The organism is Longimicrobium sp. (assembly GCF_036399935.1).
Lineage (GTDB): Bacteria > Gemmatimonadota > Gemmatimonadetes > Longimicrobiales > Longimicrobiaceae > Longimicrobium.
Window position 1 is genome coordinate 1 of the sequence record NZ_DASWMD010000079.1, and the last position, 23097, is coordinate 23097.

Annotated in this window: 20 protein-coding genes and 1 pseudogene; 10 read left to right on the forward strand and 11 right to left on the reverse strand. The window is 69.7% G+C overall.

Annotation, left to right across the window (positions count from 1 at the left end; genetic code table 11):
• Nucleotides 1-481 precede the first annotated feature (481 nt).
• Nucleotides 482-1591 (reverse strand): SPFH domain-containing protein, encoded by a 1110-nt coding sequence (locus tag VGB24_RS23800; RefSeq protein ID WP_331075427.1) that lies wholly within the window; start codon nt 1589-1591, stop codon nt 482-484.
• A 151-nt stretch (nt 1592-1742) separates the two neighbouring features.
• Nucleotides 1743-2585, reverse strand: a complete 843-nt coding sequence (locus VGB24_RS23805; RefSeq protein WP_331075428.1) for a hypothetical protein — start codon at nt 2583-2585, stop codon at nt 1743-1745.
• A 167-nt stretch (nt 2586-2752) separates the two neighbouring features.
• Here VGB24_RS23805 and VGB24_RS23810 point away from each other — a divergent pair, with 167 nt between their 5' ends.
• Nucleotides 2753-3733 (forward strand): DUF72 domain-containing protein, encoded by a 981-nt coding sequence (locus VGB24_RS23810; protein ID WP_331075429.1) that lies wholly within the window; start codon nt 2753-2755, stop codon nt 3731-3733.
• 140 nt (nt 3734-3873) lie between these two features.
• Here VGB24_RS23810 and VGB24_RS23815 read toward each other — a convergent pair whose 3' ends face one another.
• The 4 genes and pseudogenes from VGB24_RS23815 to VGB24_RS23830 form a co-directional block, all read right to left on the reverse strand.
• Nucleotides 3874-4419, reverse strand: a complete 546-nt coding sequence (locus VGB24_RS23815) for a hypothetical protein (protein WP_331075430.1) — start codon at nt 4417-4419, stop codon at nt 3874-3876.
• Between the two features lie 31 nt (nt 4420-4450).
• A pseudogene (gene ligA / locus VGB24_RS23820) lies at nt 4451-6530 on the reverse strand (NAD-dependent DNA ligase LigA); the annotation flags it as partial.
• Nucleotides 6527-7516: a diguanylate cyclase gene (locus tag VGB24_RS23825; RefSeq protein ID WP_331075432.1), complete on the reverse strand. Its 990-nt coding sequence runs from the start codon at nt 7514-7516 to the stop codon at nt 6527-6529. The pseudogene ligA and the gene VGB24_RS23825, both read right to left, overlap by 4 nt.
• Nucleotides 7513-7908, reverse strand: coding sequence for a response regulator (locus tag VGB24_RS23830; protein WP_331021478.1), 396 nt, complete (start codon nt 7906-7908; stop codon nt 7513-7515). Before VGB24_RS23830 ends, VGB24_RS23825 begins: the two co-directional genes overlap by 4 nt.
• Before the next feature lie 198 nt (nt 7909-8106).
• Between VGB24_RS23830 and VGB24_RS23835 the strand changes: the two genes are divergently transcribed.
• The 6 genes from VGB24_RS23835 to thiE all read left to right on the forward strand — a co-directional run bounded on the left by VGB24_RS23835 (nt 8107) and on the right by thiE (nt 12887).
• On the forward strand, nt 8107-8325 hold the full coding sequence (locus VGB24_RS23835) for a hypothetical protein (RefSeq protein WP_331075433.1): 219 nt from the start codon (nt 8107-8109) through the stop codon (nt 8323-8325).
• 74 nt (nt 8326-8399) lie between these two features.
• Nucleotides 8400-9965 carry a trehalose-6-phosphate synthase gene (locus VGB24_RS23840; RefSeq protein WP_331075434.1) on the forward strand — a complete coding sequence of 522 codons (1566 nt, stop codon included), beginning with the start codon at nt 8400-8402 and terminating at the stop codon, nt 9963-9965.
• A 15-nt stretch (nt 9966-9980) separates the two neighbouring features.
• The gene (locus VGB24_RS23845; protein ID WP_331075435.1) at nt 9981-10511 is read left to right on the forward strand and encodes a dihydrofolate reductase family protein; all 531 of its coding nucleotides are present in this window, start codon (nt 9981-9983) and stop codon (nt 10509-10511) included.
• A gap of 305 nt (nt 10512-10816) precedes the next feature.
• Nucleotides 10817-11269, forward strand: coding sequence for a Holliday junction resolvase RuvX (gene ruvX, locus VGB24_RS23850; RefSeq protein WP_331075436.1), 453 nt, complete (start codon nt 10817-10819; stop codon nt 11267-11269).
• The gene (gene mltG, locus VGB24_RS23855; RefSeq protein WP_331075437.1) at nt 11266-12264 is read left to right on the forward strand and encodes an endolytic transglycosylase MltG; all 999 of its coding nucleotides are present in this window, start codon (nt 11266-11268) and stop codon (nt 12262-12264) included. The genes ruvX and mltG overlap by 4 nt, the downstream gene beginning before the upstream one ends.
• Nucleotides 12261-12887 carry a thiamine phosphate synthase gene (gene thiE, locus VGB24_RS23860; RefSeq protein ID WP_331075438.1) on the forward strand — a complete coding sequence of 209 codons (627 nt, stop codon included), beginning with the start codon at nt 12261-12263 and terminating at the stop codon, nt 12885-12887. Before mltG ends, thiE begins: the two co-directional genes overlap by 4 nt.
• Nucleotides 12888-13481: 594 nt before the next feature.
• Here thiE and VGB24_RS23865 read toward each other — a convergent pair.
• From VGB24_RS23865 to VGB24_RS23885, 5 genes are all read right to left on the reverse strand, one after another.
• Nucleotides 13482-14906, reverse strand: a complete 1425-nt coding sequence (locus tag VGB24_RS23865) for a sigma-54 dependent transcriptional regulator (RefSeq protein WP_331075439.1) — start codon at nt 14904-14906, stop codon at nt 13482-13484.
• Nucleotides 14907-15805: 899 nt separating this feature from the next.
• The gene (locus tag VGB24_RS23870; RefSeq protein ID WP_331075440.1) at nt 15806-17629 is read right to left on the reverse strand and encodes an ATP-binding protein; all 1824 of its coding nucleotides are present in this window, start codon (nt 17627-17629) and stop codon (nt 15806-15808) included.
• Between the two features lie 364 nt (nt 17630-17993).
• Nucleotides 17994-19055, reverse strand: coding sequence for an aminopeptidase (locus tag VGB24_RS23875; protein ID WP_331075441.1), 1062 nt, complete (start codon nt 19053-19055; stop codon nt 17994-17996).
• Entirely contained in the window at nt 19052-19315 is a 264-nt protein-coding gene (locus VGB24_RS23880) for a hypothetical protein (protein ID WP_331075442.1), read from the reverse strand. Before VGB24_RS23880 ends, VGB24_RS23875 begins: the two co-directional genes overlap by 4 nt.
• A gap of 280 nt (nt 19316-19595) precedes the next feature.
• The gene (locus tag VGB24_RS23885) at nt 19596-20021 is read right to left on the reverse strand and encodes a peptidylprolyl isomerase (protein WP_331075443.1); all 426 of its coding nucleotides are present in this window, start codon (nt 20019-20021) and stop codon (nt 19596-19598) included.
• 315 nt (nt 20022-20336) lie between these two features.
• Here VGB24_RS23885 and VGB24_RS23890 point away from each other — a divergent pair, with 315 nt between their 5' ends.
• The 3 genes from VGB24_RS23890 to VGB24_RS23900 all read left to right on the forward strand — a co-directional run bounded on the left by VGB24_RS23890 (nt 20337) and on the right by VGB24_RS23900 (nt 23024).
• Nucleotides 20337-20888 (forward strand): YybH family protein, encoded by a 552-nt coding sequence (locus VGB24_RS23890; protein WP_331075444.1) that lies wholly within the window; start codon nt 20337-20339, stop codon nt 20886-20888.
• Between the two features lie 13 nt (nt 20889-20901).
• Nucleotides 20902-22083, forward strand: coding sequence for a glycoside hydrolase family 26 protein (locus VGB24_RS23895; RefSeq protein ID WP_331075445.1), 1182 nt, complete (start codon nt 20902-20904; stop codon nt 22081-22083).
• A gap of 74 nt (nt 22084-22157) precedes the next feature.
• Entirely contained in the window at nt 22158-23024 is an 867-nt protein-coding gene (locus tag VGB24_RS23900; RefSeq protein ID WP_331075446.1) for an alpha/beta hydrolase, read from the forward strand.
• Nucleotides 23025-23097: the final 73 nt, after the last annotated feature.

A 23097-nucleotide genomic window follows, 5' to 3' on the forward strand; every position in this document is an offset into this window, starting at 1 on the left:
GGCGCATGCCGCGGCGCCCCCCATCCCCAGCCCTTCCCCCGCAAACTGCCGCGGGGGAAGGGAGCCAGGGTCGTGTGGGTCCACGCTTCCGGCGCGCACCGTAGCCCTGTCATCCTGAGCCCCAAGCGCACCCTACTCGCCCGCAAACCATCGCACGCGGGGCGAAGGATCTAGCCTGAGGCGCTTCGAAGGCTGGGCGCGGCAGCGACACGGAACCCTGGGCCTCGGCTCTTCTGCGTGTCTGTCGGTGCGCCGGCGGCCCTCTACCAGCCTCGGCGCGTTTCGAGGACGGCCGTGTAGTCCCCGGCTGCCCTCTCCCCCGGCCCCTCTCCCGCAAGCGGGAGAGGCGAGAATTCGATCGCGCTTCGGCTGGCGTGGCGCACTCGCCCGATGGGGACGCGTGTCGGCGCGGCCGGTGCAACCCAGTCCGCGAAGGCGGACTTCGGGCCGTCGTTGCCGCGACTTCATTCGCCCCAGCGAACTACGCCGTGGGCAGCGGCGGCGGCGCGGCGCCGAAGAGCGGGCGGAGCGCCTCCACCTGGCTGGCCGGCGTCCAGGCCGCCATCCCCTGCTGCCACACCAGCGTGTCGGGCGTCAGCTGCCCGCCCGCCACGTGCCCGCGCAGCGAATCCATCCCGAACGGCCCCGCCTGCGTGCCGCCCAGCGCCACGTAGAACTGCGCCCCGCCCGGCAGCGGCGGAGGCCCGCCCGCGGCTGCCGCGCCCGCCGCCGGGTTCTGGTTGAACGCGTTCGCCATCTGCTGCGCCATCCCGAAGCCCAGTCCTAGCCCCATCCCCTCGCCGGCACCGCCGCCGGGGTTCTTGGCGGCCTGCTCCATGGCGTTGGCCGCCTGGAACTGCGAGTAGGCGCCCAGGTTGCCGATGACGCCCATGCTGGTGCGCTTGTCGAGCGCCTTTTCCACCTCTTCCGGCAGCGAGATGTTCTCCACCAGGAAGGTGGTCACCTCCAGGCCGTACTCGCCCACCTCGGGCCCGATGACCGTCTTTACCGCCTGCCCCAGCTCCGAGAAGTTGGCGGCCAGGTCCAGCGCGGGGATCTTGCCCTCGCCCAGCGCCTCGGTGAAGCGCGACACCATGAAGTTGCGCACCTGGTCGGAAATTCCGTCCGTGGTGAACACGCCGTTGGTGCCCACGATCTGCGCGATGAACTTGGCCGGCTCGCTCACCCGCACCGCGTACGTTCCGAACGCCCGCAGCCGCACGGGGCCGAACTCCGGGTCGCGCAGCATGATGGGGTTCTTGGTGCCCCACTTGAGGTCGGTGAACACCTTGGTGGCCACGAAGTACACCTCGGCCTTGAACGGCGAGTTGAAGCCGTACTTCCATCCGCGCAGGGTGGAAAGCACCGGCAGGTTCTCCGTCGTCAGCTCGTAGCGCCCCGGGGGGAACACGTCGGCGATCTCGCCCTGGTCCACGAAGACGGCGGCCTGCCCGGGCCGAACGATCAGCTGCGCGCCGTTCTTGATCTCGTTGTCGTGGCGCTGAAACCGGTACACCATCGTGTCGCCGGTCTGGTCCAGCCACTCGACGATGTCGATCAGCTCGGTCTTGATGAAGTCGAAGAGGGCCATGGGCGTGCTCCGGAAGGGGCAAGTGTGGTGGATGGGGCCAGACGCAAGTTCACGCGCGGACGGCCCCTGCGCAACCCGCGTGAATGCGGCACTACGCACGCCGGCGGCAACTTGTTTCGCCGGAGGGAGTTCGGCGCGCCGATGCGCGGGTTTACCTGCGGATCACGCGGATCGCGCGCGGCAGCGCGGCGACCACCGTGGTGATCCTTCGCGCCCGCGCCTCGTTCGTGGCGCGCGCAGCCTCGTCCAGCTCCTGCGCGAGTTCGTTGTAGCGGAGGAGATCGTCCTCACGCTGGTAGGCCAACGAGTGTCCCTCGCCGGGGCGCACCCGCGGGTCCGTGTTCACCAGGTGGCGGTGCACCTCCAGAAACGCGTCCGCCAGTTTCGCCTCCGCCTCCGGCACGCCGCCGTGGTCGCGCGGAAAAATCGCGGCGATCTCCGCGGCGGGCAGTCCCGACTCCTTCGCGAGCGCGGCGGTGCGCTCGTCGATCCAGGCGGCGGACGCCTGCCGGATCTCCGAGGCCGCCGCTACGCGTCCTTCGAACCACTTTGCCAGGGCGGGGTGGGAGCGTGCGTTCCCCTGGTACTGCACGGAGGGCCACGGAGCGGGCGGGTTGAAGCCGCTGGCGCCGTGCCGCGCCCTGATCTCCCGCTCCCATACCGCACGGGCCACCTCCATCCGCCGGATCACCCACATCCGCTTGGCCACGGGGGAGGTGGGCACGGGACCGCTCTCCGGGGCCGGGGTGGTGGGCAGGGTGTCCTGCACCCAGGCGAGGGCGGTGCGCACGTGCTCGTGTTCCCGCTCCACCTCCTCCTCTGCCAGGGAGTGCTGGTCGATCGCCGTGGACACGCGGTAGAAGAAGATCCCACATACCGTAAGCACGGCCAGAAGGAGCACCCATCCGGCTGCGGTCCGCCACGTGGAGCCCTCCGGCTCCGGCGGCGGGCGGGGCGGCGGCGGCCGGTAGGGCATGGCAGCGGCGGGCGCCATGGTGGTCCCGCACTTCGGGCACGCGTGGGCATGGGCGGGCATGGCGGTGCCGCACTCGCGGCAGGCAGTCAGGGCCATTGGGGGCGGGCGAGTGGAAAGGGAGGGGAGAAACAGCGAAGAAACAATTCAGGACCCGCAACGTAAACGATTGGAGCCATGGGGCGAAAGTGCTGGAACGACAGTTTCAGCGCTACCCTGAGACGGGTCCGGACCTTGCCCCTTTCCGCCACAGGCGCGACAGCAACCCGGGGGTGGCGATGATACGGTACGGGCCGGCGGGGTTTCAGTACAAGGACTGGGAGGGCGTCGTGTACCCCGCGCCCAAGCCCAAGGGGTTCGATCCCCTTCGCTACCTGGCCGGGTACTTCGACACGGTAGAGATCAACTCGTCGTTCTACGGCCCGCCCCGCGCGACGACGGTGCAGAGCTGGGTGCGCCGCGTGGAGGAGTTCCCGGACTTCCGCTTCACCCTCAAGCTTCACCAGCGCTTCACCCATCAGCGCACCGCGGCGTGGACGGCCGCGGAGGTGGACGAGGTGCGCGCGGGGTTCGATCCCATGATGGAAAGCGGGCGCCTGGGCGCGGTGCTCCTGCAGTTTCCGTGGTCGTTCCGGCGCACGGACGAGAACCGCGAGTGGCTGAACGACGTGACGACCACGTTCGCCGGCTACCCGCTCGTCGTTGAGGTGCGCCACGCCACCTGGAACACGCCTGAGTTCTTCCGCGGCCTGATGGAGCGGGGGATCGGGTTCGTGAACATCGACCAGCCGCTCTTTCACGACAGCATCAAGCCCACCGCGCACGTGACGTCGCCGGTGGGATACGTGCGGGTGCACGGCCGCAACTACAAGGACTGGTTCCGCGAAAAGGCCGGGCGCGACGAGCGCTACGACTACCTGTACACGGCCGACGAGCTGCAGCCCTGGGCCGCGCGCACGGCCGAAATCGCCGCGGAGGCGCCCACGGAAGACGTGTTCGTGGTCACGAACAACCACTTTCGCGGCAAGGCGGTTGCCAACGCGCTGATGCTGCAGTCGATGGTGGAGCAGAAGAAGGTGCCCGCGCCGCCTTCACTCCTGGACGAGTACAGGGAAGTGATGGAGCCATACACCGACCCCGTGGACCTTCCGGCTGCGACGGGTGAATAGGCGCTTTTCACGGGGACAGGAATTACTTCGAATTATTTCGGCCGTAACCCCGGATAAATTCCCCTGCACCCGCAGTGTAGCGGTCCGGCAATTACTTCTAATTTGTCCGGTGCGAACCCCCGTACCCAATCGTTCGTCCGTTACAGGCGCGCAACGACGTCTTCGACGGGGGTGCCGGTGCGGACGCCCTCGTACACCTGGCCCAGGATGTCGCCGCGGGCAAAGAGCAGGCGCGTGCGGTCTGCCGACCCGGACGGCACCTCCATCACCGCCAACCCCGACCCCGCCAGCCGCTCCAGCAGCGCGCTGAACAGCCCCGTGGTCAGGTGCGCGCCGCGCGGTCCGCCGCCCGCCTCGGCCTCTACCCAGTCCGTCAGGTCGATGGCGCCCACGGCCGGGTGAAGGTCGCGGAACTCCAGCCGCCCCCAGCCACGGTCCGCAAAGAAGCCGGCCGCCGCGCGCCAGAACTCGGCGGGGTTCAGCCGGCCCCAGTCGATGCCCGCGAAGTCGCGCGCCACCCGCTCCTGCAGCGACGCATACACCTCTTCGCCCAGCTCGTAGCCCAGCTGGCGCAGCACGGTGACGGCCTCCATCGGTGGGCGGTCGCCCACGACGGCCGTGCGAACCGAGGCCAGCAGCGTGGCGGGCACCTGCAGAAAGCGCGGCGGGGCGGCGATGGCGTTCATAGGAGACTTTCCTGGACGGCGCCACCAGCGACGGCGGCGGGTTCGGTGGATGGATCGGGTTCGGCCTCGGCAGCGCTGGCGGCCAACAGCTCCGGGAGCGCGAGAAGGTCGGCCTCGGAGAGTTCCCTGATGCCCAGCTCGCGCGCCTTGGCCAGCTTGGAGCCGGCATCGTCGCCGGCCACCAGGTAGTCCGTCTTCTTGGAGACGCTTCCCGCCACGCGGCCGCCGCGCTGCTGGATGAACTCCTCCATCTGCGGCCGCGTCATGGTGGGGTGCGTGCCCGTGATCACGAAGGCCTTGCCCGTGAACGGCCCCTCGGCCGGCTCGGTGCGCTCCTCCGTCATTTTGACGCCCGCGGCCGCCAGCTTGGCGACCACCTCCTGGTTGCGCGGCTCGGCCATCCACGAGTGCAGCGCCTCGGCCATAGTGTGGCCGATGGTGTGGACGGCCTCGATCTCCTCCGCCGAGGCGGCGGCCAGCCGCTCCATGCTGCCGAAGTGCCGCGCCAGCGTCTGCGCCGCGATCTCGCCCACGTGGCGCACGCCCAGGCCGAAGAGCACACGGGCCAGCCCCTGCTGCCTGGACGCTTCGATGCCGGCCAGCAGGTTCTGCGCGGACTTCTCCTTGAAGCCCTCCAGCGTCAGCAGCTGCTCCTGGGTGAGCGCGTAGATGTCGCCCACGTCGCGCACCATCCCGCGCTCCAGCAGCGTGGCGATGGTCCGCTCGCCCAGGCCGCGGATGTCCATGGCGCCGCGCGAGACGAAGTGGGCCAGCCCCCAGTAGATGCGCGCCGGGCACGCCGAGTTGGGGCAGTACAGCAGGGCCTCGCCCTCCGGGCGCTCCACCGGCGTGCCGCACGACGGGCACTCGTCCGGCATGCGGAACTCCTCGGCCCGCACCTGCCCCTCTTCCAGCACCGGTCCAACGACCTGCGGGATCACCTCGCCCGCCCGCTTGACCAGCACCTTTTCGCCGGCGCGCAGGTCCTTGCGGCGGATGTCGTCCTCGTTGTGGAGCGTCGCCTGCCGTACGATCACCCCGCCGACCTCCACCGGATCCAGCTCGGCGTAGGGGTTCAGGGCGCCGGTGCGGCCTACGTTGATGCGGATGGCCCGCAGCGTGGTGACGGCCAGCGCCGGGGCGTACTTGTAGGCGATCGCCCAGCGCGGGTCGCGCCCGCCCACGATCCCCAGCTCGTCGTGCAGGGAAAGCGGGTTCACCTTGATCACCGCGCCGTCCACCTCGTAGTCCAGCTCGGCGCGCGACCCCTCGAACTCGTTCACGAAGGCGAGCACCGCTTCCAGGTCCGTGCAGGGGCGGGCCAGCGGGTTCACCGGCTGGCCCCACGCCCGCAGCGTTTCCAGCAGCTCCCACTGGGAACTGAAGGGAAGCGGGTCGCGGCCGTCCGTCTCCACCGCGTACGCAAAGAAGCGGAGCGGGCGCGAGGCGGTGACGGCCGGGTCCAGCTGGCGAAGGCTTCCGGCCGCGGCGTTGCGCGGGTTGGCGAAGGTGGCGTGCCCCTCGGCCGCGCGGCGCTGGTTGAGCGCGGCGAAGCCCGAGAGGGAAAAGTACACCTCGCCGCGCACCTCCATCCGCCGCGGCACGGGCGCATCTCCGCGAAGCCGAAGGGGGATCTCGCGGATGGTGCGCAGGTTGCGCGTCACGTCCTCGCCGATGGTGCCGTTGCCCCGCGTGGCCCCGCGCACCAGCACGCCGTCCTCGTAGGTCAGCGCGATCGCCAGCCCGTCGATCTTGGGCTCGGCCACGTACCCCGCCACCAGCACCTCGTCGGCGATGCGCGCGTTGCGCACCTCCCACGCGCGCAGCTCGTCGGGCCCGAAGGCGTTGTCCAGGGAAAGCATGGGCGCCAGGTGCTCCGTCTTTTCCAGGCGGCTGGCGGGCTCGGCGCCCACGCGCTGCGTGGGAGAGTCGGGGGTGCGCAGCCCGGGGTGGGCCGACTCCAGCTCCCGCAGCTCGCGGAACAGGCGGTCGTACTCCGCGTCGGACCGCGTGGGCGCGTCCAGGACGTAGTACTCGTGGTTCGCCTGCTCGATGGTTTCCCGGAGCTCGGCGGCCCGGGCGGCCGCCTCGGGTGGGGCGGCGGGGCTCATGCCTGCGGCTGCGGCGCTTCGACCTGGGTGGCGCGCACGGCGCGGTTGCGTCCGCTGCGCTTGGCCTCGTACAGCGCCTCGTCGGCCGCCTTCAGCAGCTCCTCGGGGGTGTCGGCCTGCGAGGCCTGCGACGACGCCACCCCGCACGAGGTGGTCATGCGGATTTCCACCGCGCCGTCGCGGTACAGGTGCTCTTCGACCGCGGCACGCACGCGCTCGGCGAACGAGGCGGCCTCTTCCTCGTCGGTGTTGGGGAGGATGGCGATGAACTCCTCGCCGCCGTACCGCCCCACCATGTCGATCTCGCGCGCCGTTTCCTTGATGATGCGCGCCGTTTCGTACAGCACCACGTCGCCCGTGGGGTGGCCGTACGTGTCGTTGATGCGCTTGAACTTGTCGAGGTCGATCATGGCCACGCCCACCGGCTCGCCCGTGCGGCGGCTGCGCTCCCACTCGTCGTGAAGCTGCTCGTGCACGTGGCGGTGGTTGAACAATTCCGTCAGGCCGTCGGTGACCGAGAGCTTCTTCAGCCGGATGTTGGCGTGCTCCAGCTCGCGGTTCTTCAGGTCGAGCTCGTCCTGCAGGCGCTTGACCCGCAGCATGGCGCGCATGCGCGCCTCGAGCTCGTTGAAGTTGTAGGGCTTGCTGATGTGGTCGTCGGCGCCCGACTCCAGCCCCTGCACCACGTCCTCGGTTTCCGTCAGCGCGGTCACCAGGATGATCGGGATGAAGGGGAGCGAGTCGTCGTCCTTGATGCGGCGGGTGACCTCGTGGCCGTCCATCCCCGGCATCATCACGTCCAGCAGGATCAGGTGCGGGGCCTCGGCCTTCACCGCCTCGAGCGCCTCGGGCCCGTTGGTGGCGGTGACCACCTCGTAGCCGCGCGACGCCAGGCGGGCGTGAAGGATCTCGACGTTGTCGGGAACGTCGTCCACCACCAGCACGCGGGTGGGGCCGTCCTCCGTCACCGCGACGGAGGTGGTCAAGCGTTCGCCTCCCGGCCGGACCCGATGAACTTTTCCACCTCGGCCACCACGCGGCGCGGCTCGCAGGGCTTGGCCAGGTACCCGTCGCAGCCCACCTCGGTGGCCTTCGCCCGGTCCGTAGCCAGGGCGTGCGCGGTGAGGGCGATGATGGGAATGGAGCTGGTGGCCGCGTCGCCCTTGAGGATGCGCGTGGCCTCCCAGCCGTCGATGATAGGAATGGAGATGTCCATCAGGATCAGGTCCGGATGGTCCTCGCGCGCCATGCGCACCCCGTCTTCGCCGTTGCGGGCCTCGATGACCTGGTACCCGAAGTGCTCGAGGATCGTCCGGTAGACGGTCCGATTGTCCTCGTTGTCCTCCACGAGCAGGACCGTCTTGCTGGAATCCGCCATCCCGAAGTGCCTCCTGTCCAGTTTCCGTCTGACGCCCACCCCGCCGCGCGATGGCGCGGGCAAGGCGTTAATTATACCCCCGTGTTCGGGCGTGGCAAGGCTGGGCCCCCGGAGCTCTGCCCTTCCGCTGGCACGCGCGTTGCCCCCGCCCAGCGCGCGCCCCGCCGCGGCTTTCCCCCGATCCCAGGCTCGAGTCCCATGCAATACGAAGAACAGTCGCGGCGCCGTACCATCCTGCGCGGCTTTGCCCTGGGGGCCATGCTGGGCATCGGCGCGGCGCTGCTGCTGTCGCCGGGCCGCGCTTCCGGCGGCGACGCCGTCGCCCGCGCACGGGGGATGCGCGCGCCGGCCGAGGGGCGCCCGGGGGCGGGGAAGGGCGCGGCGGCGCGGATGGCGAAGCGCCGCTTCACGCTGTAGCCGCGCGCTTCGATCGAACGAACTCGGGCCGCCCGCAGTCCCCGGCGGCCTTCGCATACACGGGGTTTGCACCGATGCCGACCGATCCGCGGGACCTGGGCCCGCTGTTCCGCGAGAACTTTCCCGGCCGCCGGTTCGTGGTGGTGTCCAACCGCGAGCCGTACGAGCACAAGTGGTCGCAGGAGGTGGGCGAGATGGAGGTGGGGCGCCCCGCCGGCGGCCTGACCTCGGCGCTGGACCCGCTGCTGCAGGCGCTGGGCGGCATGTGGGTGGCCTGGGGCTCGGGCGAGGCCGACGCCCAGGCGGTGGACAATGACGACCGCGTCCGCGTTCCGCCGGAGGACCCCAGCTACACCCTGCGCCGCGTGTGGCTGACGCACCACGACATCCACCGCTACTACCTGGGGTACAGCAACCAGTTCCTGTGGCCGCTGTGCCACCTGCGGCCGGACCTTACCCGCGTCCGGGGCCGCTACTGGGAGCGCTACCGCCGCGTGAACCGGCGCTTCGCCGACGCGGTGCTGGAAGAGGTGAAGGGCAAGGACGCCGCGGTGTGGTTCCAGGACTACCACCTGGCGCTGGCGCCGCACCTGGTACGCAGCCGCCGGCCAGACCTGTCCCTCGCGCACTTCTGGCACATCCCGTTTCCGCCCATCGACATCTTTCGCCTGGCGCCCCAGGCGGGGTACCTGCTGCGCGGGCTGCTGGCGAACGACCTGATGGGCTTTCACCTTCCCATCTTCGCCGACAACTTCCTGCGCGCGGCGCGCCGCATCGCGGGGGCCGAGGTGGATTGGCTGGCGCGCACCGCCACCCTCGACGGCCACACCTGCCACGTGGGGGCGTTCCCCATCTCCATCGACATCCAGCAGTTCCAGGACGCCGCCACGGCGCCGGGGGTGGAGGAGCAGATGGCGCGGATCCGCCAGCGGTACGCGCCGGGCGGCGGGCGCATCGGCATCGGGGTGGACCGGCTGGACTACAGCAAGGGGCTGCCGGAAAAGTTCAAGGCGCTGGAGTTCCTCTGGGACCGGTACCCGGAGTTCCGCGGGCGCTTTACCTTCGTGCAGGTGGCGGTGCCCAGCCGCGGCGACATCGCGGCGTACGACGACCTGGCGCAGCGGGTTGACCGGCAGGTGCGCGAGATCAACGACCGCTTCGCCACGGCCGACTGGCGTCCCATCCACCTGATCAAGCAGTCGCTGCCGGTGGACCGCCTTGCCATCCTGTACCGGCTGGCCGACGTGTGCATCGTCAGCTCGCTGCAGGACGGGATGAACCTGGTGGCCAAGGAGTACGTGGCCAGCCAGGTGGACCGCAACGGCGTGCTGATGCTTTCGCTCTTCGCCGGCGCGGCCGAGGAGATGGAGGACGCCCTGCACATCAACCCGTACGACCCCGAGGGCACCGCCCTCCGCATCCGCGACGCACTGGTGCTCCCGGCCGACGAGCGGGCCGCCAGCATGGGGCGCCTTCAGGCGTCGCTGACCTCGATCTACGACTGGATGAACGACATGTTCCAGTGCTGGGGCCGCGTTTCGCGCGGGGACGGCGCATGCGAGCAGCCTCCCGGGGACCCGTTCGCGGAGCCGTTCGATGACGAGGTGGTGGTGGGGGCGGACGGCGACGAGCGGTACTGACGAAAGGAGACGGGTATGGCGAAGCTCGTGTTCGGAATGAACCAGTCCCTGGACGGGTATGTGGACCACATGGCGTTTGCGCCGGATCCCACGCTGTTCCGCCACTTCGTCGAAGAGGCCCGGGGGCAGGCGGGGAGCGTGTACGGCCGCACGATGTATGAGATCATGAGGTACTGGGACGAGGATCACCCTGAATGGAATGCCGACGAGCACGCCTTCGCGGCGGCGTGGCGGAAGCAGCCGAAATGGGTCGTCTCGCGCACGTTGACCTCGGTCGGCCCCAACGCCAGCCTTGTCGGCGATGACCTGGAGGGCGCCATCCGGGCGCTGAAGGCCGAGCGTGACGGAGAGATCGAAGTTGCCGGCCCGGACCTGGCGCAAAGCCTCACTGAGCTTGGCCTGATCGATGAGTATCGAATCTACCTGCACCCGGTGGTGCTTGGTGGGGGCAGGCCGTATTTCGCCGGACCCCGGCCGCCGCTGCGTCTCGTCTCTCACGACCGGATCGGCGAGGACGTGATCAGGCTGACCTACGTTCCTGCGTAGTATCGCGGCTCGGCAACGACGGACGTGGACCTGTGGCGGGCGGGGTTTCGCGCGGCACCGCGGGTGTGGCGGATCCCTCGGTCGCTGCCGGCTGGAATGTGAGGGGCAGGTGAGGCGTGGCCGCTCCGTCGGGATGACATCAGGGGGGGCGGGCTCGTTTTTCTTTCCGCGAGGGAGAGTGTAGTTTCACTCACGCACTCACGCACTCACGCACTCACGCACTCACGCACTCACGCACTCACGCACTCACGCACTCACGCACTCACGCACTCACGCACTCACGCACTCACTCACGCACTGTCCCCTTGTCCCGAACCATCGCCTTCGACTACGGCCAGCGCCGCATCGGCGTGGCGGTCAGCGACCCCACGCGGACCATCGCGTCGCCGCTGACCACGCTGCAGCGGCGTGCCGGAAAGCGGCCGCCGTGGCCCGAGATCGCCGCGCTGGTGGCCGAGAGCGAGGCCGACGAGGCGGTGGTGGGGCTGCCGCTGAACCTGGCCGGCGAGGAGAACGAGTGGGTGGCCGAGGTGCGCCGCTTCGGCGACGACCTGGCGCGCCGCACCGGGCTCCCCGTGCACTGGATGGACGAGCGCATGTCGTCCATCAGCGCCGAGCGGGCGGTGCGCGGGATGGGGCTCAAGAAGAGCGACCGCGAGCAGAAGGGGCGCATCGATTCCGCGGCGGCGGCGGTGATCCTGGAAACCTGGCTGGCCCTGCGCCGCAACCAGCGCAGGGCTTCGGGAGAGACGGAATGAGGTTCGGTCGATCGATGGCGATCCTTGCGCTCGCGGTCCTGGCGGCGTGCGGGAGCGGCGAGGGGAAGGGCGAGCCGGTGCGCTTCAAGGTGCCGGAGGGAAGCGGGCTGTCGTCCGTCACCGACACGCTGGCCAAACGCGGCGTCGTGGGCTCCGCCGCCACCTTCAAGCTGTACGCGCGGATGAAGGGCGCCGCGCCCAAGCTGAAGCCGGGCGTGTACGAGGTGCGCCCCGGCGCGTCGTACGGGCTGATCGTGCAGAAGCTCACCACCGGCGACGTGGTGAAGACGCGCGTCGTGATTCCAGAGGGGTGGGACCTGCGCGGGATCGCCCCGCGACTGGCGCAGGCCACGGGGCTGCCCGCCGACTCCGTGCTGTCGCGGCTGATGGACCCCGCGCTGGCGCAGAAGTACGGCGTGCCCGGGCCCACGCTGGAGGGCTACCTGTATCCCGCCACGTACACCCTGCCGATGGGCTCGTCGCTGGACCGCATCCTTCGCGAGATGACGGGGCAGTACAAGCGCCAGTGGACCCCCGCCATGCGCGCCCGGGCCCAGGCGCTGCGGATGAGCGAGCGCGAGGTGGTGACGCTGGCCTCCATCGTTGAAAAGGAGGCGCGCGTGTGGACCGAGCGGCCGACGATCGCCCGCGTCTACCACAACCGCCTGCAGCGCGGAATGCGCCTGGAGGCGGACCCCACCGTCCAGTACGCCCTGGGCGAGCACCAGAGGCGGCTGCTGCGCAAGCACATCCAGCAGGTGGCCGCCGATCCGTACAACACGTATCGCCACAAGGGTCTGCCTCCGGGCCCCATCGCGTCCCCCAGCCGCGGGGCGGTGGAGGCCACGCTGAACCCCGCGGAGCACGAGTTCCTGTTCTTCGTGGCGCGGCGCAACGGCACGCACGTGTTTACGCGGACGTACAACGAGCACCTGCGCGAGGTCGCCCGGTCGCGCGCGGAGCTCCGCGCGGCGCAGCAGGGCGCCCGCCGATGACGCTCGCCGAGCGGCTGCGGCTGATCGTGGTCACCGACGCGGACTGCGGCGGGCGCGACCTGGTGGACGTCGTCCGCGCGGCGCTGCGGGGCGGCGCGCCGGCCATCCAGCTGCGGATGAAGGACGGCGCCGCGCGCGACATGGTGGAGATGGCCCAGGCGCTGCTCGCGGAAACGCGGTCCGCCGGGGCGCTGCTGTTCGTCAACGACCGCGTGGACGTGGCCGTGATCGCCGGCGCGGACGGCGCGCACGTGGGCCAGGACGACCTTCCGGTCAGCGCGGCGCGGCGGGTTTCGCCTCGCGGCTTTCTGCTGGGCGTTTCGGCGGAGAGCGTGGAGCTGGCCCTGCAGGCGGAGGCCGAGGGCGCGGACTACGTGGGCGTGGGACCGGTGTACGCCACGGGCAGCAAGGCCGACGCGGGGGAGCCCATCGGCCTCGGGCGGATCGCGGAGGTAGCCGCGGCGGTGAAGATCCCCGTCGTCGGCATCGGGGGGATCGCCGTCGGGAACGCGCGCGCGGTGGTGGAGTCGGGCGCGGCCGGCGTGGCGGTGATCAGCGCCGTCATGCGCGCGGACGATCCCGAATCTGCCGTCCGCGAGCTGCTGCGGGCGATCGCGATCTAGGTCGACGACTACGCGCTGAGCCGAGAGGCGGGTGCCGAAGGGCGGGTAAACCGGCGGCTGGAAAAGCGGAAAGCCCCGACTCGGGCCGCTGGCGCGTCCCGCTCGAGGCTTCACCTGCACGCGCACGACACCTCCCGCAGCGCACCTGTCATCCCGATGGAGCGACCGCGAGGTACTGGACCGAACACCGTGGATCGCAGCGACTGAGGGATCCGCCACACAGTCTGCGTGATGCGCCGCCGCGTCGGCTGCACCAAGCCCCCGAAGAGCAGATAAATCTGCCGCAACAACTGCGGAAAGCCTCCCCAAACGGCCGGGAGGCTTCACTTTGACGCACGCCCCACCTGTGGACGCGCAACCGCCTGCTCGCGAAGAGAATAGACTACGGCTCGTCCGCGGCTCTGAGCGGCGTCCGCGCTGTGTGGCGGATCCCTCAGTCGCTGCCGGCGATGTTGTGTGGGCAGATGCCTAGTGGCCGCTCCATCGGGATGACATACCGCCGCCTTTAGGCCAGCGGCGGGGGGCTGGTCAAGACGAAAAAGGCCGGAGCCGCTGATGCGCGGCCCCGGCCTTTCCTTCCTGCCGATGGATTCCTTACCAGGCGACTTCGCGGCCGTCGAGGTCGTACTTGGTGAGCATCCGGTGGATGGTCTTGCGGTCGATGCCTGCGGTGCGCGCGGCGTGCGAGATGTTGCCGTTGTGCCGGTTCAGCAGGTCGCGCAGGTACTCCTTTTCGAACACCGTGATGGCGTCGTTCTTGGCCTCGTGGAACGGCTGGTCGGCGCTGAACGACATCGCGGTGCGCGTGCCGCTGGAGGGCGCCGCCGACAGCTCCTCGGGAATGTCCTCCACCCCGATCTCCTGCCCGGGCAGGCACAGCGAGACGATGCGCTCCACCATGTTCTGCAACTCGCGCACGTTGCCCGGCCACGAGTAGTCGCCCATCACCCGCAGCGCCTCGGGGGTGAACCGCAGGTTTCCGCGGTCGTACTCCTCGGCAAAGTTGCGCAGGAAGTTCTGGGCGAGCGCGGGAATGTCCTCGCGCCGCTGCCGCAGGGCCGGAAGCTTTACCGGCACCACGTTCAGCCGGTACAGCAGGTCCTGCCGCAGGTTTCCGTCGCGCACCGCCTGCTCGGGATCGCGGTTGGTGGCCGAAATCCACCGAACGTCGATGGAAATCTCGCTCTCGCCGCCCACCCGCCGGATGCGCCGCTCCTGGATGACGCGGAGGAGCTTGGCCTGGAGGTCCATGCTCATCTCCGACACCTCGTCCAGGAAGAAGCTTCCGCCCGCGGCCACCTCCAGCAGCCCGCGCCGCAACGTGTCGGCGCCGGTGAACGAGCCCTTCTCGTGCCCGAACAGCTCGCTTTCCAGCAGGTTGTCGGGTAGCGCGGCGCAGTTGATGGCCATGAAGGGCCGCGCGCTGCGCCGGCTGTTGGCGTGGATGGCGCGCGCGATCAGCTCCTTACCCGTGCCGGACTCGCCCGAGATGAACACGCTGGCGTCGGTGGGCGCCACGCGCGAGACCACCGAGAACACCTTCTGGATGCTGTCGCTGGTGCCGATGATGTTGTCGAAGCTGTAGTGCTTCTTCAACTGGTCGCGCAGGTGGGCGTTGTCGCGCACCAGCTGCACCTGCTGCCCCGCGCGCCCGATGAGAATGCGCAGCTGCGTGGCCGTGAACGGCTTGGGGATGTAGTCGTAGGCGCCGGCGCGGATGGCCTCGACGCTGCTGTCGACCGTGGCGAAGCCGGTGATCATGACGACGAGGGTTTCCGGCGCCTGCTTCTTGATCTCCTTGAGCAGGGCCAGCCCGTCCATGTCGGGCAGGTGCAGGTCGGTGAGGACGATGTCGGGGCGGTGCCGGCGCAGGCTGTCGAGCGCCGCCTTGCCGCGGCCCTCGGTGTACACCTGGTAGCCTTCGCTGCCCAGGATCTGGCCGCAGCTCTTCACCAGCAGCTCCTCGTCGTCGACGATGAGCACGCTGATCGGGACCTCGGGGGGCGACGTGTCGCTCATTGGGAGTGGCTGAAGAAGAGCGGGCGTCAGATGCCGCGGGTGCAGCGATCACGGAATGTGTGTGTTCCCCCAATGTATGTTGTGGCGGCGTGTGGGGCAACGGTGTCGCACTCAGGGCCGCAGGGTGTACAGCCAGAACGCGCCATCCCGTCAGTAGAGGGTCGCGCGAGACCCACTGCGGCGGAGTAGCCGACAGGCTCTTCGCCGCTGAGGTTGACCCATGCGCGTCCAGTTGGGGCGCGGTCTCCACGGTGCTCGGCGCGGCGGGAGAGGGTAGGATGGAGGAGGGGACGAACCAGAGCAACGTCCGCCCCTCCCCGCCCGTGAGCGGGTGGAACCCGCCGCCGGGGAAGCGGTAAGCCCCGACACGGCGCCGCTGTCGCGTCACCGTTCGGGGCTTCACCAGCACGCCCGCCGCACCTGCCGAAGCACGATTTGTCATCCCGATGGAGCGACCTCGGAGAGCCCTGCCCGCACACCATCCATCGCAGCGACTGAGGGATCCGCCACACACCGTGCCAACCCTGCTCCAGAGCGGCAGATACATCATTCCGCGTTGCCGTTCGCGCGGAGCGCGCATCGGTGTACGCGTCTGGAAACTGCAGACCGGATCATTCCACGGCACACAGGCGTCTCGCGCCGTGTGTGGCGGATCCCTCGGTCGCTGCGGTCTACGCCGCCAGGGCCGGTTCGGCGTGGCCGCTCCGTCGGGATGACCGTCCTGCACCGCGCCTGCCGAAGCGCGGTCGAATTCTCCCCTCTCCCGCTTGCGGGAGAGGGGCCGGGGAGAGGGCAGCCGGGGCATGCGCCGGAGATTTCGAACCTCACCGAGCTTCGCCAACAAGGCCGTCCCGAACACCAGTGCCGCCGAGGCGCACCGGTCGGACGGCCCTCGTTCGTCAGGCGACGGCTTGCTGGACCTCCGGCTCCACCAGGGGCTCCGAAACCAGGGGCGTGACGACCGCGTCCGCGTCCTTGGGCGGGGCCAGGCGCCGCTCCACCGGCACGGCGTCGTTGCGCATTCCTTTGCGGCGCGGATCGGCGATCCACGTGGCCACCCGCTGCATGAACTTCCACACGCCGCCCTGGCCGGGGCGCTGGTACACGTCGTCGGAGGGGTCCATCCCCATCTTCTGGAACACCTGCGTAAGCCACTCCGGCCCGTGCCCGCCTACGCCCAGCTCCGGCATCCAGCACTCCAGCTCGCCCGCGGGAACCAGGAAGATGCCGTACTCGGAAAGGTTGGCCAGCAGCTCCTCGAACTCCCTGCGGGGCTCGCCGGCCAGCCGGTAGATGCCGCCGTCCTTGTAGTGCGCATTGTTCATCTTCTGCTGAAGCCGCTTGCGGATGTCCTCCCACGGCTCCCAGAAGACGGAGGGCACGAACGCGGCGTTCATCAGGTCGCGGAAATCCTCGCGGCCCTTCAGCAGGTCCAGGTCTAGGATGGCGGCCGCGGGCAGCCCCATCTCGCGCAGCGGCCGCACGATACGCCGTACCGTCTGCTTGTTCTGCGCGTTCAGGAACACGCAGCCGTCCGCGCCGCCGCCGCGATGCGCCAGCAGCCGCTCGTTGATCTCGGCGTAGTAGACGCGGTCGGCGTCGGCCTCGCAGACGATGGCGCCTTCATGGAAGAGCGCGCCCAGCACGCCGGTGCTGCGCAGCAGCGGGTCGCGCATCATCGCCTCGAGCTGGTGAGCGGCCAGGAGGCGGGCGCTGGCCATTCCCTTCCGGTAGGTCAGCCGCACGATGTTCACCGCCTGCCCCGCGGTGACGCACCCCATCACGAAGTCGGGCGAGTGGGTTGCCGCCAGCACGGTGGCCCCGCGCTCCGCCGCCAGCTGCGTGAGGCGCTTGCCCAGCTTGCGGCTGAGCGGCGGATGGAGGAACGCCTCGGGCTCGTCCACCAGCATGATGCGGTAGTCGGCGCTCAGCAGCGCGGCGGTCAGCCCGGTAAAGGCGCGGATGCCGTCGCTCATCTCCGTCATGGGGTGCGCGCGGCCGTGGAAGGCGCGGGCGCGGTCGTCGCCGGCCTGCTCCTCGTCGTCGTCGAGGGGCGGGCGCTCCGACATCCTCACGTGGAACTGGTTGCCGCTGCCGGGATCGATCACGAAGAACAGGCCGAACGCGTCGGAGGTGATGTCGCGGATGCGCTCGCGGGCCTCGTCGTCGCGAAACAGCACGCCCAGGTGGTTTGTGGGGTTGGCGTGGCGCCCGCCGGCTGCCTGCGGCTGGGTGAGCGCCAGGCGCGTCTGCCCGTCGAGCCGCAGGGTAAAGAGCGAGAGCAGGTCCTGGCAGATGATGTCCATCTCCTCGTCCGACGCGTTCTGCGCGTGGGCGACGGCCGCCATCAGGCGGGGGAGGTCGATGGTGTGCTCCACCAGGGGCTCGGCGGTGTCCGTGGCCCGGCGCCGCGAGTATTCGCCCGCGGAGCGAAGGCGCAGCACGCGCACCTCGTTCTCGGACGCGCCGTCCTCCGGCACTCCCACGGCGCGGGACCGCAGCATCTTCTCGATCACGGCGGCCGGCGGAAGCTGCAGCCCCAGGCGCTTGATGATGTGGCGCGGCGAGTCGCCGCCGGACTCGATCCACTCTTCCACCTCGCGAAGCGCCAGGCTCTTTCCCGAGTTGTTGGGGCCCACGAACACGGTCATCGGGCCGGGAGAAAACCGCAGCGGCTCGTCGCCTTCGGCCGCGCCGAAGCGCAGGGCTACCGTTCTGAGCATCGTGGCGCGGGCTGTGGGAAAGCGCCGGGGCTGGGTCGCGGGGGCGGGACGTCGGGATCTCGCTCGCGGCTCGTTTCAGGGGTGGGAAAGCGCGAGTTCCGTTCCAATCGGGTTACATGTTCGTCGAGTGTTCCTGCCCCGGGCCTCGGCCCGGGCGGGCGAATGAATTCGCTGCAACGACCACACGATGTCCGCCTTCGCGGACGGGCCTGTTCTCGTGGGAGGAGGACCTTGTGGCGCGCCCGGGAGTGTGTGGCGGATCCCTCGGTCGCTGCTGTCTCTGGGGTGAGGTCAGGTGACGGGTGGCCGCTCCGTCGGAATGACGGTCGCGCGTCGGCGGGCGTGGTGTGCGTGCGGGTGAAGCTCACCGCAGCAGGGCCTCCACGGCGCCGTACGGGTCGTCCTTGTTCGTGCGCGCCGCGGCCACGATGTCGTCCATCGCGCGGCGGAAGTCGCCGCCGCGCGACTGGTACACCCGCTCGAACAGGTCCAGCCGGTCGTAGTAGATGCGGCGCGAGATCAGCGTGGCGTTGTTCAGCGGGTCGCGGGTGAAGCCGGCGAACGTGTCCACCTTCAAGCGCGGGCGCACCTCGGCGGCGAAGCGCGACTGCGCGTCACTGAAGATGCGCTCGCGTTCGCGCAGCTTGTCGTCCCTCGACAGGTCCGGCCGGGCGTACAGCGTTTCCAGGTCGTCCACCAGCCCCTTGAGGAACACGCCGAACGACACGTCGTCAGCCCATGCACCGGTGGCGGTGCGGCAGGTGGCGGCATCTGGCCCGTCGCGGCCGCAGAAGAACTCGATGGCGCCGCGCCCGCCCACGAAGTTGGCCAGGCTCTCGTTGAAGACCGCCTGCCCGGGCGCGTAGAAGGTGTTGTGGAAGAGCTCGTGGATGACGGTGTTGGCCAGCGAGATCTCGTCGTAGCGCAGCAGCGTGGAGAGCAGCGGATCGTTGAACCAGCCCAGCGTGCTGTACGCGGCCGAGGGGCGCAGGTAGGTGTCGAAGCCGCGCGCCTCCAGCTTGCGCTGCTCCTTCTGCGCGTCGCGCAGCTCGAAGAAGCCCTTGTACGGCACCCGCCCGACGATGGGGAAGCGCCACGTATGAGGCGCAAAGCGGTCCTTGTACGCGGCGGAGAGCACCATCACCAGCGTGTCGGATTCCGCCCGGGCGAAGAGCGTGTAGCTGTAGCCGGCGTTCAGCTTCAGTGTGTCGGCGGCGAACTGCCGGGCCTGCAGCACCAGCAGCAGCTTGTTGCGCGTTTCCCAGTCGGTGGCCGTGTCGGCCACGATGCTGGCGATCGGGTGGCGGCGGTTGAGGATCTTGGTCTGCTCCCACGCGGCGCGCAGGTAGTAGCCGGGCGAGCAGGCGGAAAGCATCGCCACCAGCGCCAGCAGCAGCGCCGGACGGGTGAAGCGCGTGGCTTTCATCCGTTCCCGCCCTCCCCTTCGCCCTCCATGCGGGTGCGGAGGAAGTCGTCCAGGTACTCGTCGGGCACGCCGTAGACCTTCTCGGCCAGGAACCGCCGCGTCTCGACCTCGTTGTGGGTCACCTGGCGCAGCATGCCGCCCAGGCTTTCCAGCGACAGCCCCACCCGCCGCGCCGCGTCGGCCAGGCGGCGGTACGCCTCGCGCCGCGCCTCCTGCTCGTCGGGCGTCTCTCCCTCGTCCCACGGCTCACGCATGCTCATCGTCTGGTGTCACTTGCGGCTGGCACTTCCATCGTTCAGGAACCCGATAACTAGCGCATCGAGAGCCACTTCAAAAGGGAACGGCCCGAATCCCAGGTGGATCATCCTGTCCTATGATGGAAGAAGAAGCCGACTTGCTGCGCCGCTTCGCTAACTTTCTGCGAATCCAGTCAGCGCCGCGCATCACGAGGTTCTCGAAATCCTGGTGATCGGCAGGCGGTGTCGTATCTACCTCCACCGCCGCCGGGCGATTCACGCAGAGCTCTGCTCTCATCGGGGTTCAGCGGATGTCCACCAGGGTGAGCTCGAAGGTGAGCGCCTTGCCGGCCAGCGGATGGTTGGCGTCCAGCAACACCGCGTCGTCGGCTACGTCGCGCACCGTCACGATGAACTGCTGCTGGCCGTCGCTCATCTGCAGCTGCTGCCCCACCTCGGGCGTCACGTCGGGCGGAAACTGCTCGCGGGGCACGCGAAGCAGCAGCTCGGCCCGCACCTCGCCGTACGCATCGGACGAGGGGATGTTGATGGTGCGCTCGTCGCCCGGAGACATGCCCGTGACGCCCTGGTCGAACCCCGCGATCACATGCCCGCCGCCGATGGTGAACTCCAGCGGCTCGCGCCCTTCCGAGCTGTCGAACACGCTGCCGTCGTCCAGCGTGCCCTTGTAGTGAACGCGGACCGTGTCCCCGCGCTTCGCTTCGGCCATCGGTCAGATCTCCTGGTGTGAAAACCGGCGCAGACCCCTCCCGCGTGGAGGGCCCGCGACGCGCCAACGTGGCAAGATCGCCGCCCCTCCGCCAGCACCAAAAAGCAACATCGAAATTACAGAGGGGCAGAGAAAAGCCAGAGATACAGAGGAGACCGGTCTTTTCTCTGTATTTCTGGCTTTTTCCGTACCCTCTGTACCTCCCGCTCTTTACCCTTTTCGACGAAGCGCCTGCGCCTCTGCCCTGCGCCCCCACTGGCACACTCCTCGCCTGCCCCGCCGCCCCAGAAAAATCCGGGAACCCTGGCGAGCGCCATGTCCAAGTACCTGCACACACTGCTGATCGTCGCGGCTGTCCTGGCGCTGGCGCCCGCACGCGCGGAGGCCCAGGAAAGCTTCGTCCACGTAGCGGTCAGCCCCAACGCCGACACCGCGTTCCTGGCGCACGCCGACACGTCGGCCGTCCACGCCCTGCACATGGTGCTGCGCGACCGCCAGCGCTGGGGCAAGCCCGACGCGGACGTATCCGGCCTGGCGCCATTCTTTGCCGAGGACGCCATGCTGCTGGGCCGCTTCGGCGAGATCTACCGCGGGCGCGAAGAGATCCTGCGCTTCTTCCAGCGGATGCTGGGGTTCGGCGAGATCCACAACATGCGCCTTACGCTGGGCGCCAAGGAAGGACTGATCTACGTCACCGGGCGCTACCGCCACCTGATCCACCGGGCCGACGGCCGCGGCCGCTTCTACGAAGACCTGGGCAGCTACGCCTGGGTGTGGGAGCACCAGCGCGACGGCCAGTGGCGAATCCAGTCCATGATGATGATCCCGGAGCCCAACCCCGGCAGTCCCGCGAACCCGTACCAGTAGCGCAGCGCAGATCATGAGAGTGCTTTCCATCGTCGCGGCCGTCCTGTGCCTCGCCTCGTCCGCCGCGGCCCAGGCGCGGACCGGAGCCGGTCCCCTGGCGAACAATGCCGCCGATCCCATCCGCGAGGCCGCCCGGCGTTCTCCCGAGGTCACGGGGCGCACCCCGGACCCGGCGTCGCTCCCCGGGCCGGTGTTCGCGCCGGGCGGCAGGCCGTTCTTCAGCGGCGTGTTCCTGGGCGACGACGCGAGCAAGGCGGAGGTCATCGAGCAGTCCATCCGCGAGTTCACCAACATGGTGGGCAAGCGGCCCGCGCTGGTGAAGACGTTCCACGCCTTCAACGCCGACTTCTCGGCCAACGGCTGGGCGGGGCGCCTGCTGCGCAACGTCCAGCGCACCGGGGCCACCAACTACGTCGCCCTGGCGCCCGCGTGGACCTCGGAGGTGCCCACCGACAGCGTGCTCGCGGCGATCATCGGGGGGAGCGGCGACGACGAGCTTCGCCGGATCGCCCGCGAGGTCAGGGCGTTCGGCGGGCTGGTGCTGATCGAGCCGGGGTGGGAGATGAACGGCCGCTGGGGATACCGCTGGCAGGGGGTGGACAACGGGCTGGCCGCCACGGCACCCGCCCGGTACGTGCAGGCATGGCGGCGGGTGGTGGACATCTTCATCCGCGAGGGTGCCACCAACGTGCGCTGGGTGTTCAACCCCAACACGGGCAACCCCGTGCTGGGCGGCGCGCCCGGGCCGGCGCACTGGAACTGGTGGGGGCACTACTATCCGGGCGACGACTACGTGGACTACGTGGGGTTCCACGGCTTCAACGGCCCATCGGTCTGGTTCCACCGCTGGATGCCCTTCGCCGACCTGTTCAGCGGCGACCAGGCGGACTACGCGCTGCCGGACCTGGTGCGGCGGCATCCCAACAAACCGGTGCTGATCGGGGAGTTCGCGGCCGAAAAGGACCCCGAGCACCTGCGGCGCGGCGACTGGATCCGCGACGCCTACCGCCAGCTGATCGCCCACCCCAAGATCGTGGGCGGCATCTGGTTCCACATGCAGAAGGAAACCGACTGGCGGGTCAACACGCTTCAGCAGGTGCTGGAGGCGTACCAGGAGGTGATGCGCGATCCGCGCGTCTCGGATACCTTCGTGGACGTGTCCCCGCCACTCCCGCGCCACGGCCGGCGGCGCTGACGACCATCGACCTGCGCCGGGCCGCTGGTCTCGTTTAGCACCGCATGAGAGCCGAATGACGTGGTGAGACGCCCATGGGTCGCCGGAGTACTGGTGCTCACCGCCGCCGTGCTGGCGCTCTATGCCGCCTGGCCGCGCGTTGCCCGTGCACTGGTGTTCATCCCAGCCCCCGCGCGGACCACGCGGACGCGGGCCACATCTACCCCGGGTCCCACGCCCGGAGCGTCACCATCCCGTCGGACGGCACCTTGCACCTGCACGGCTGGTGGTTTCCCGCACCTGGGCGGCCGTGCGGCACCGCTCTCTACCTGTATGGGAACAAGGGGAACCTGGCGTCACGAGGAGGGGTCGCGGACGCGCTTGCGAGAGATCACCTCGATGTGTTGCTGATCGATTACCGCGGGTACGGTGCGAGTCCCGGTACGCCCACGGAAGCGGGGCTGTACCAGGACGCGCGCCTCGCGTATCGATCGCTCCGGGAGGCGCAGAAGGTACCCCCCGAGCAGATCCTGCTGATGGGGCATTCGATCGGGGCGGCGCTGGCGACGCGAGTGGCGGCGGATGAGCCTGTCGCCGGATTGGTGCTGTTGAGCCCGTTCAGCAGCTTCCCGGGCGCGACGCGCGCCCGCTTTCCCTGGGCCCCCGGGCGAATCGCCGACTGGGGAGGTCACCGGTTTCCCGCCGCCCAGGACATCAGTCGGGTCACCGCACCGGTGCTGGCCATTCGCGGCACCAGGGACGCGTTTACCGCACGAGCGGATGCGCACCGCATGCTTGCCGCCGCGGGCGGGCCGGCAACCTGGGTGGAAGTCGAAGGGGCCGGGCACAACGACCTCCTGTCGTACCGCGCCGCATGGGACGCGATTGGCGCCTTCCGCGACCGGGCGCTCAGGTGCGACAGGGCGACGCCCTCCGATTCGGCGCGGCAGGCGCAGGCCTGACGGCCAGACCTTCTCCGGGTTGGCGGGATGTGGTCTCGCGCGCGAAAGCGGGGCAGCCGGATCACCCGGCTGC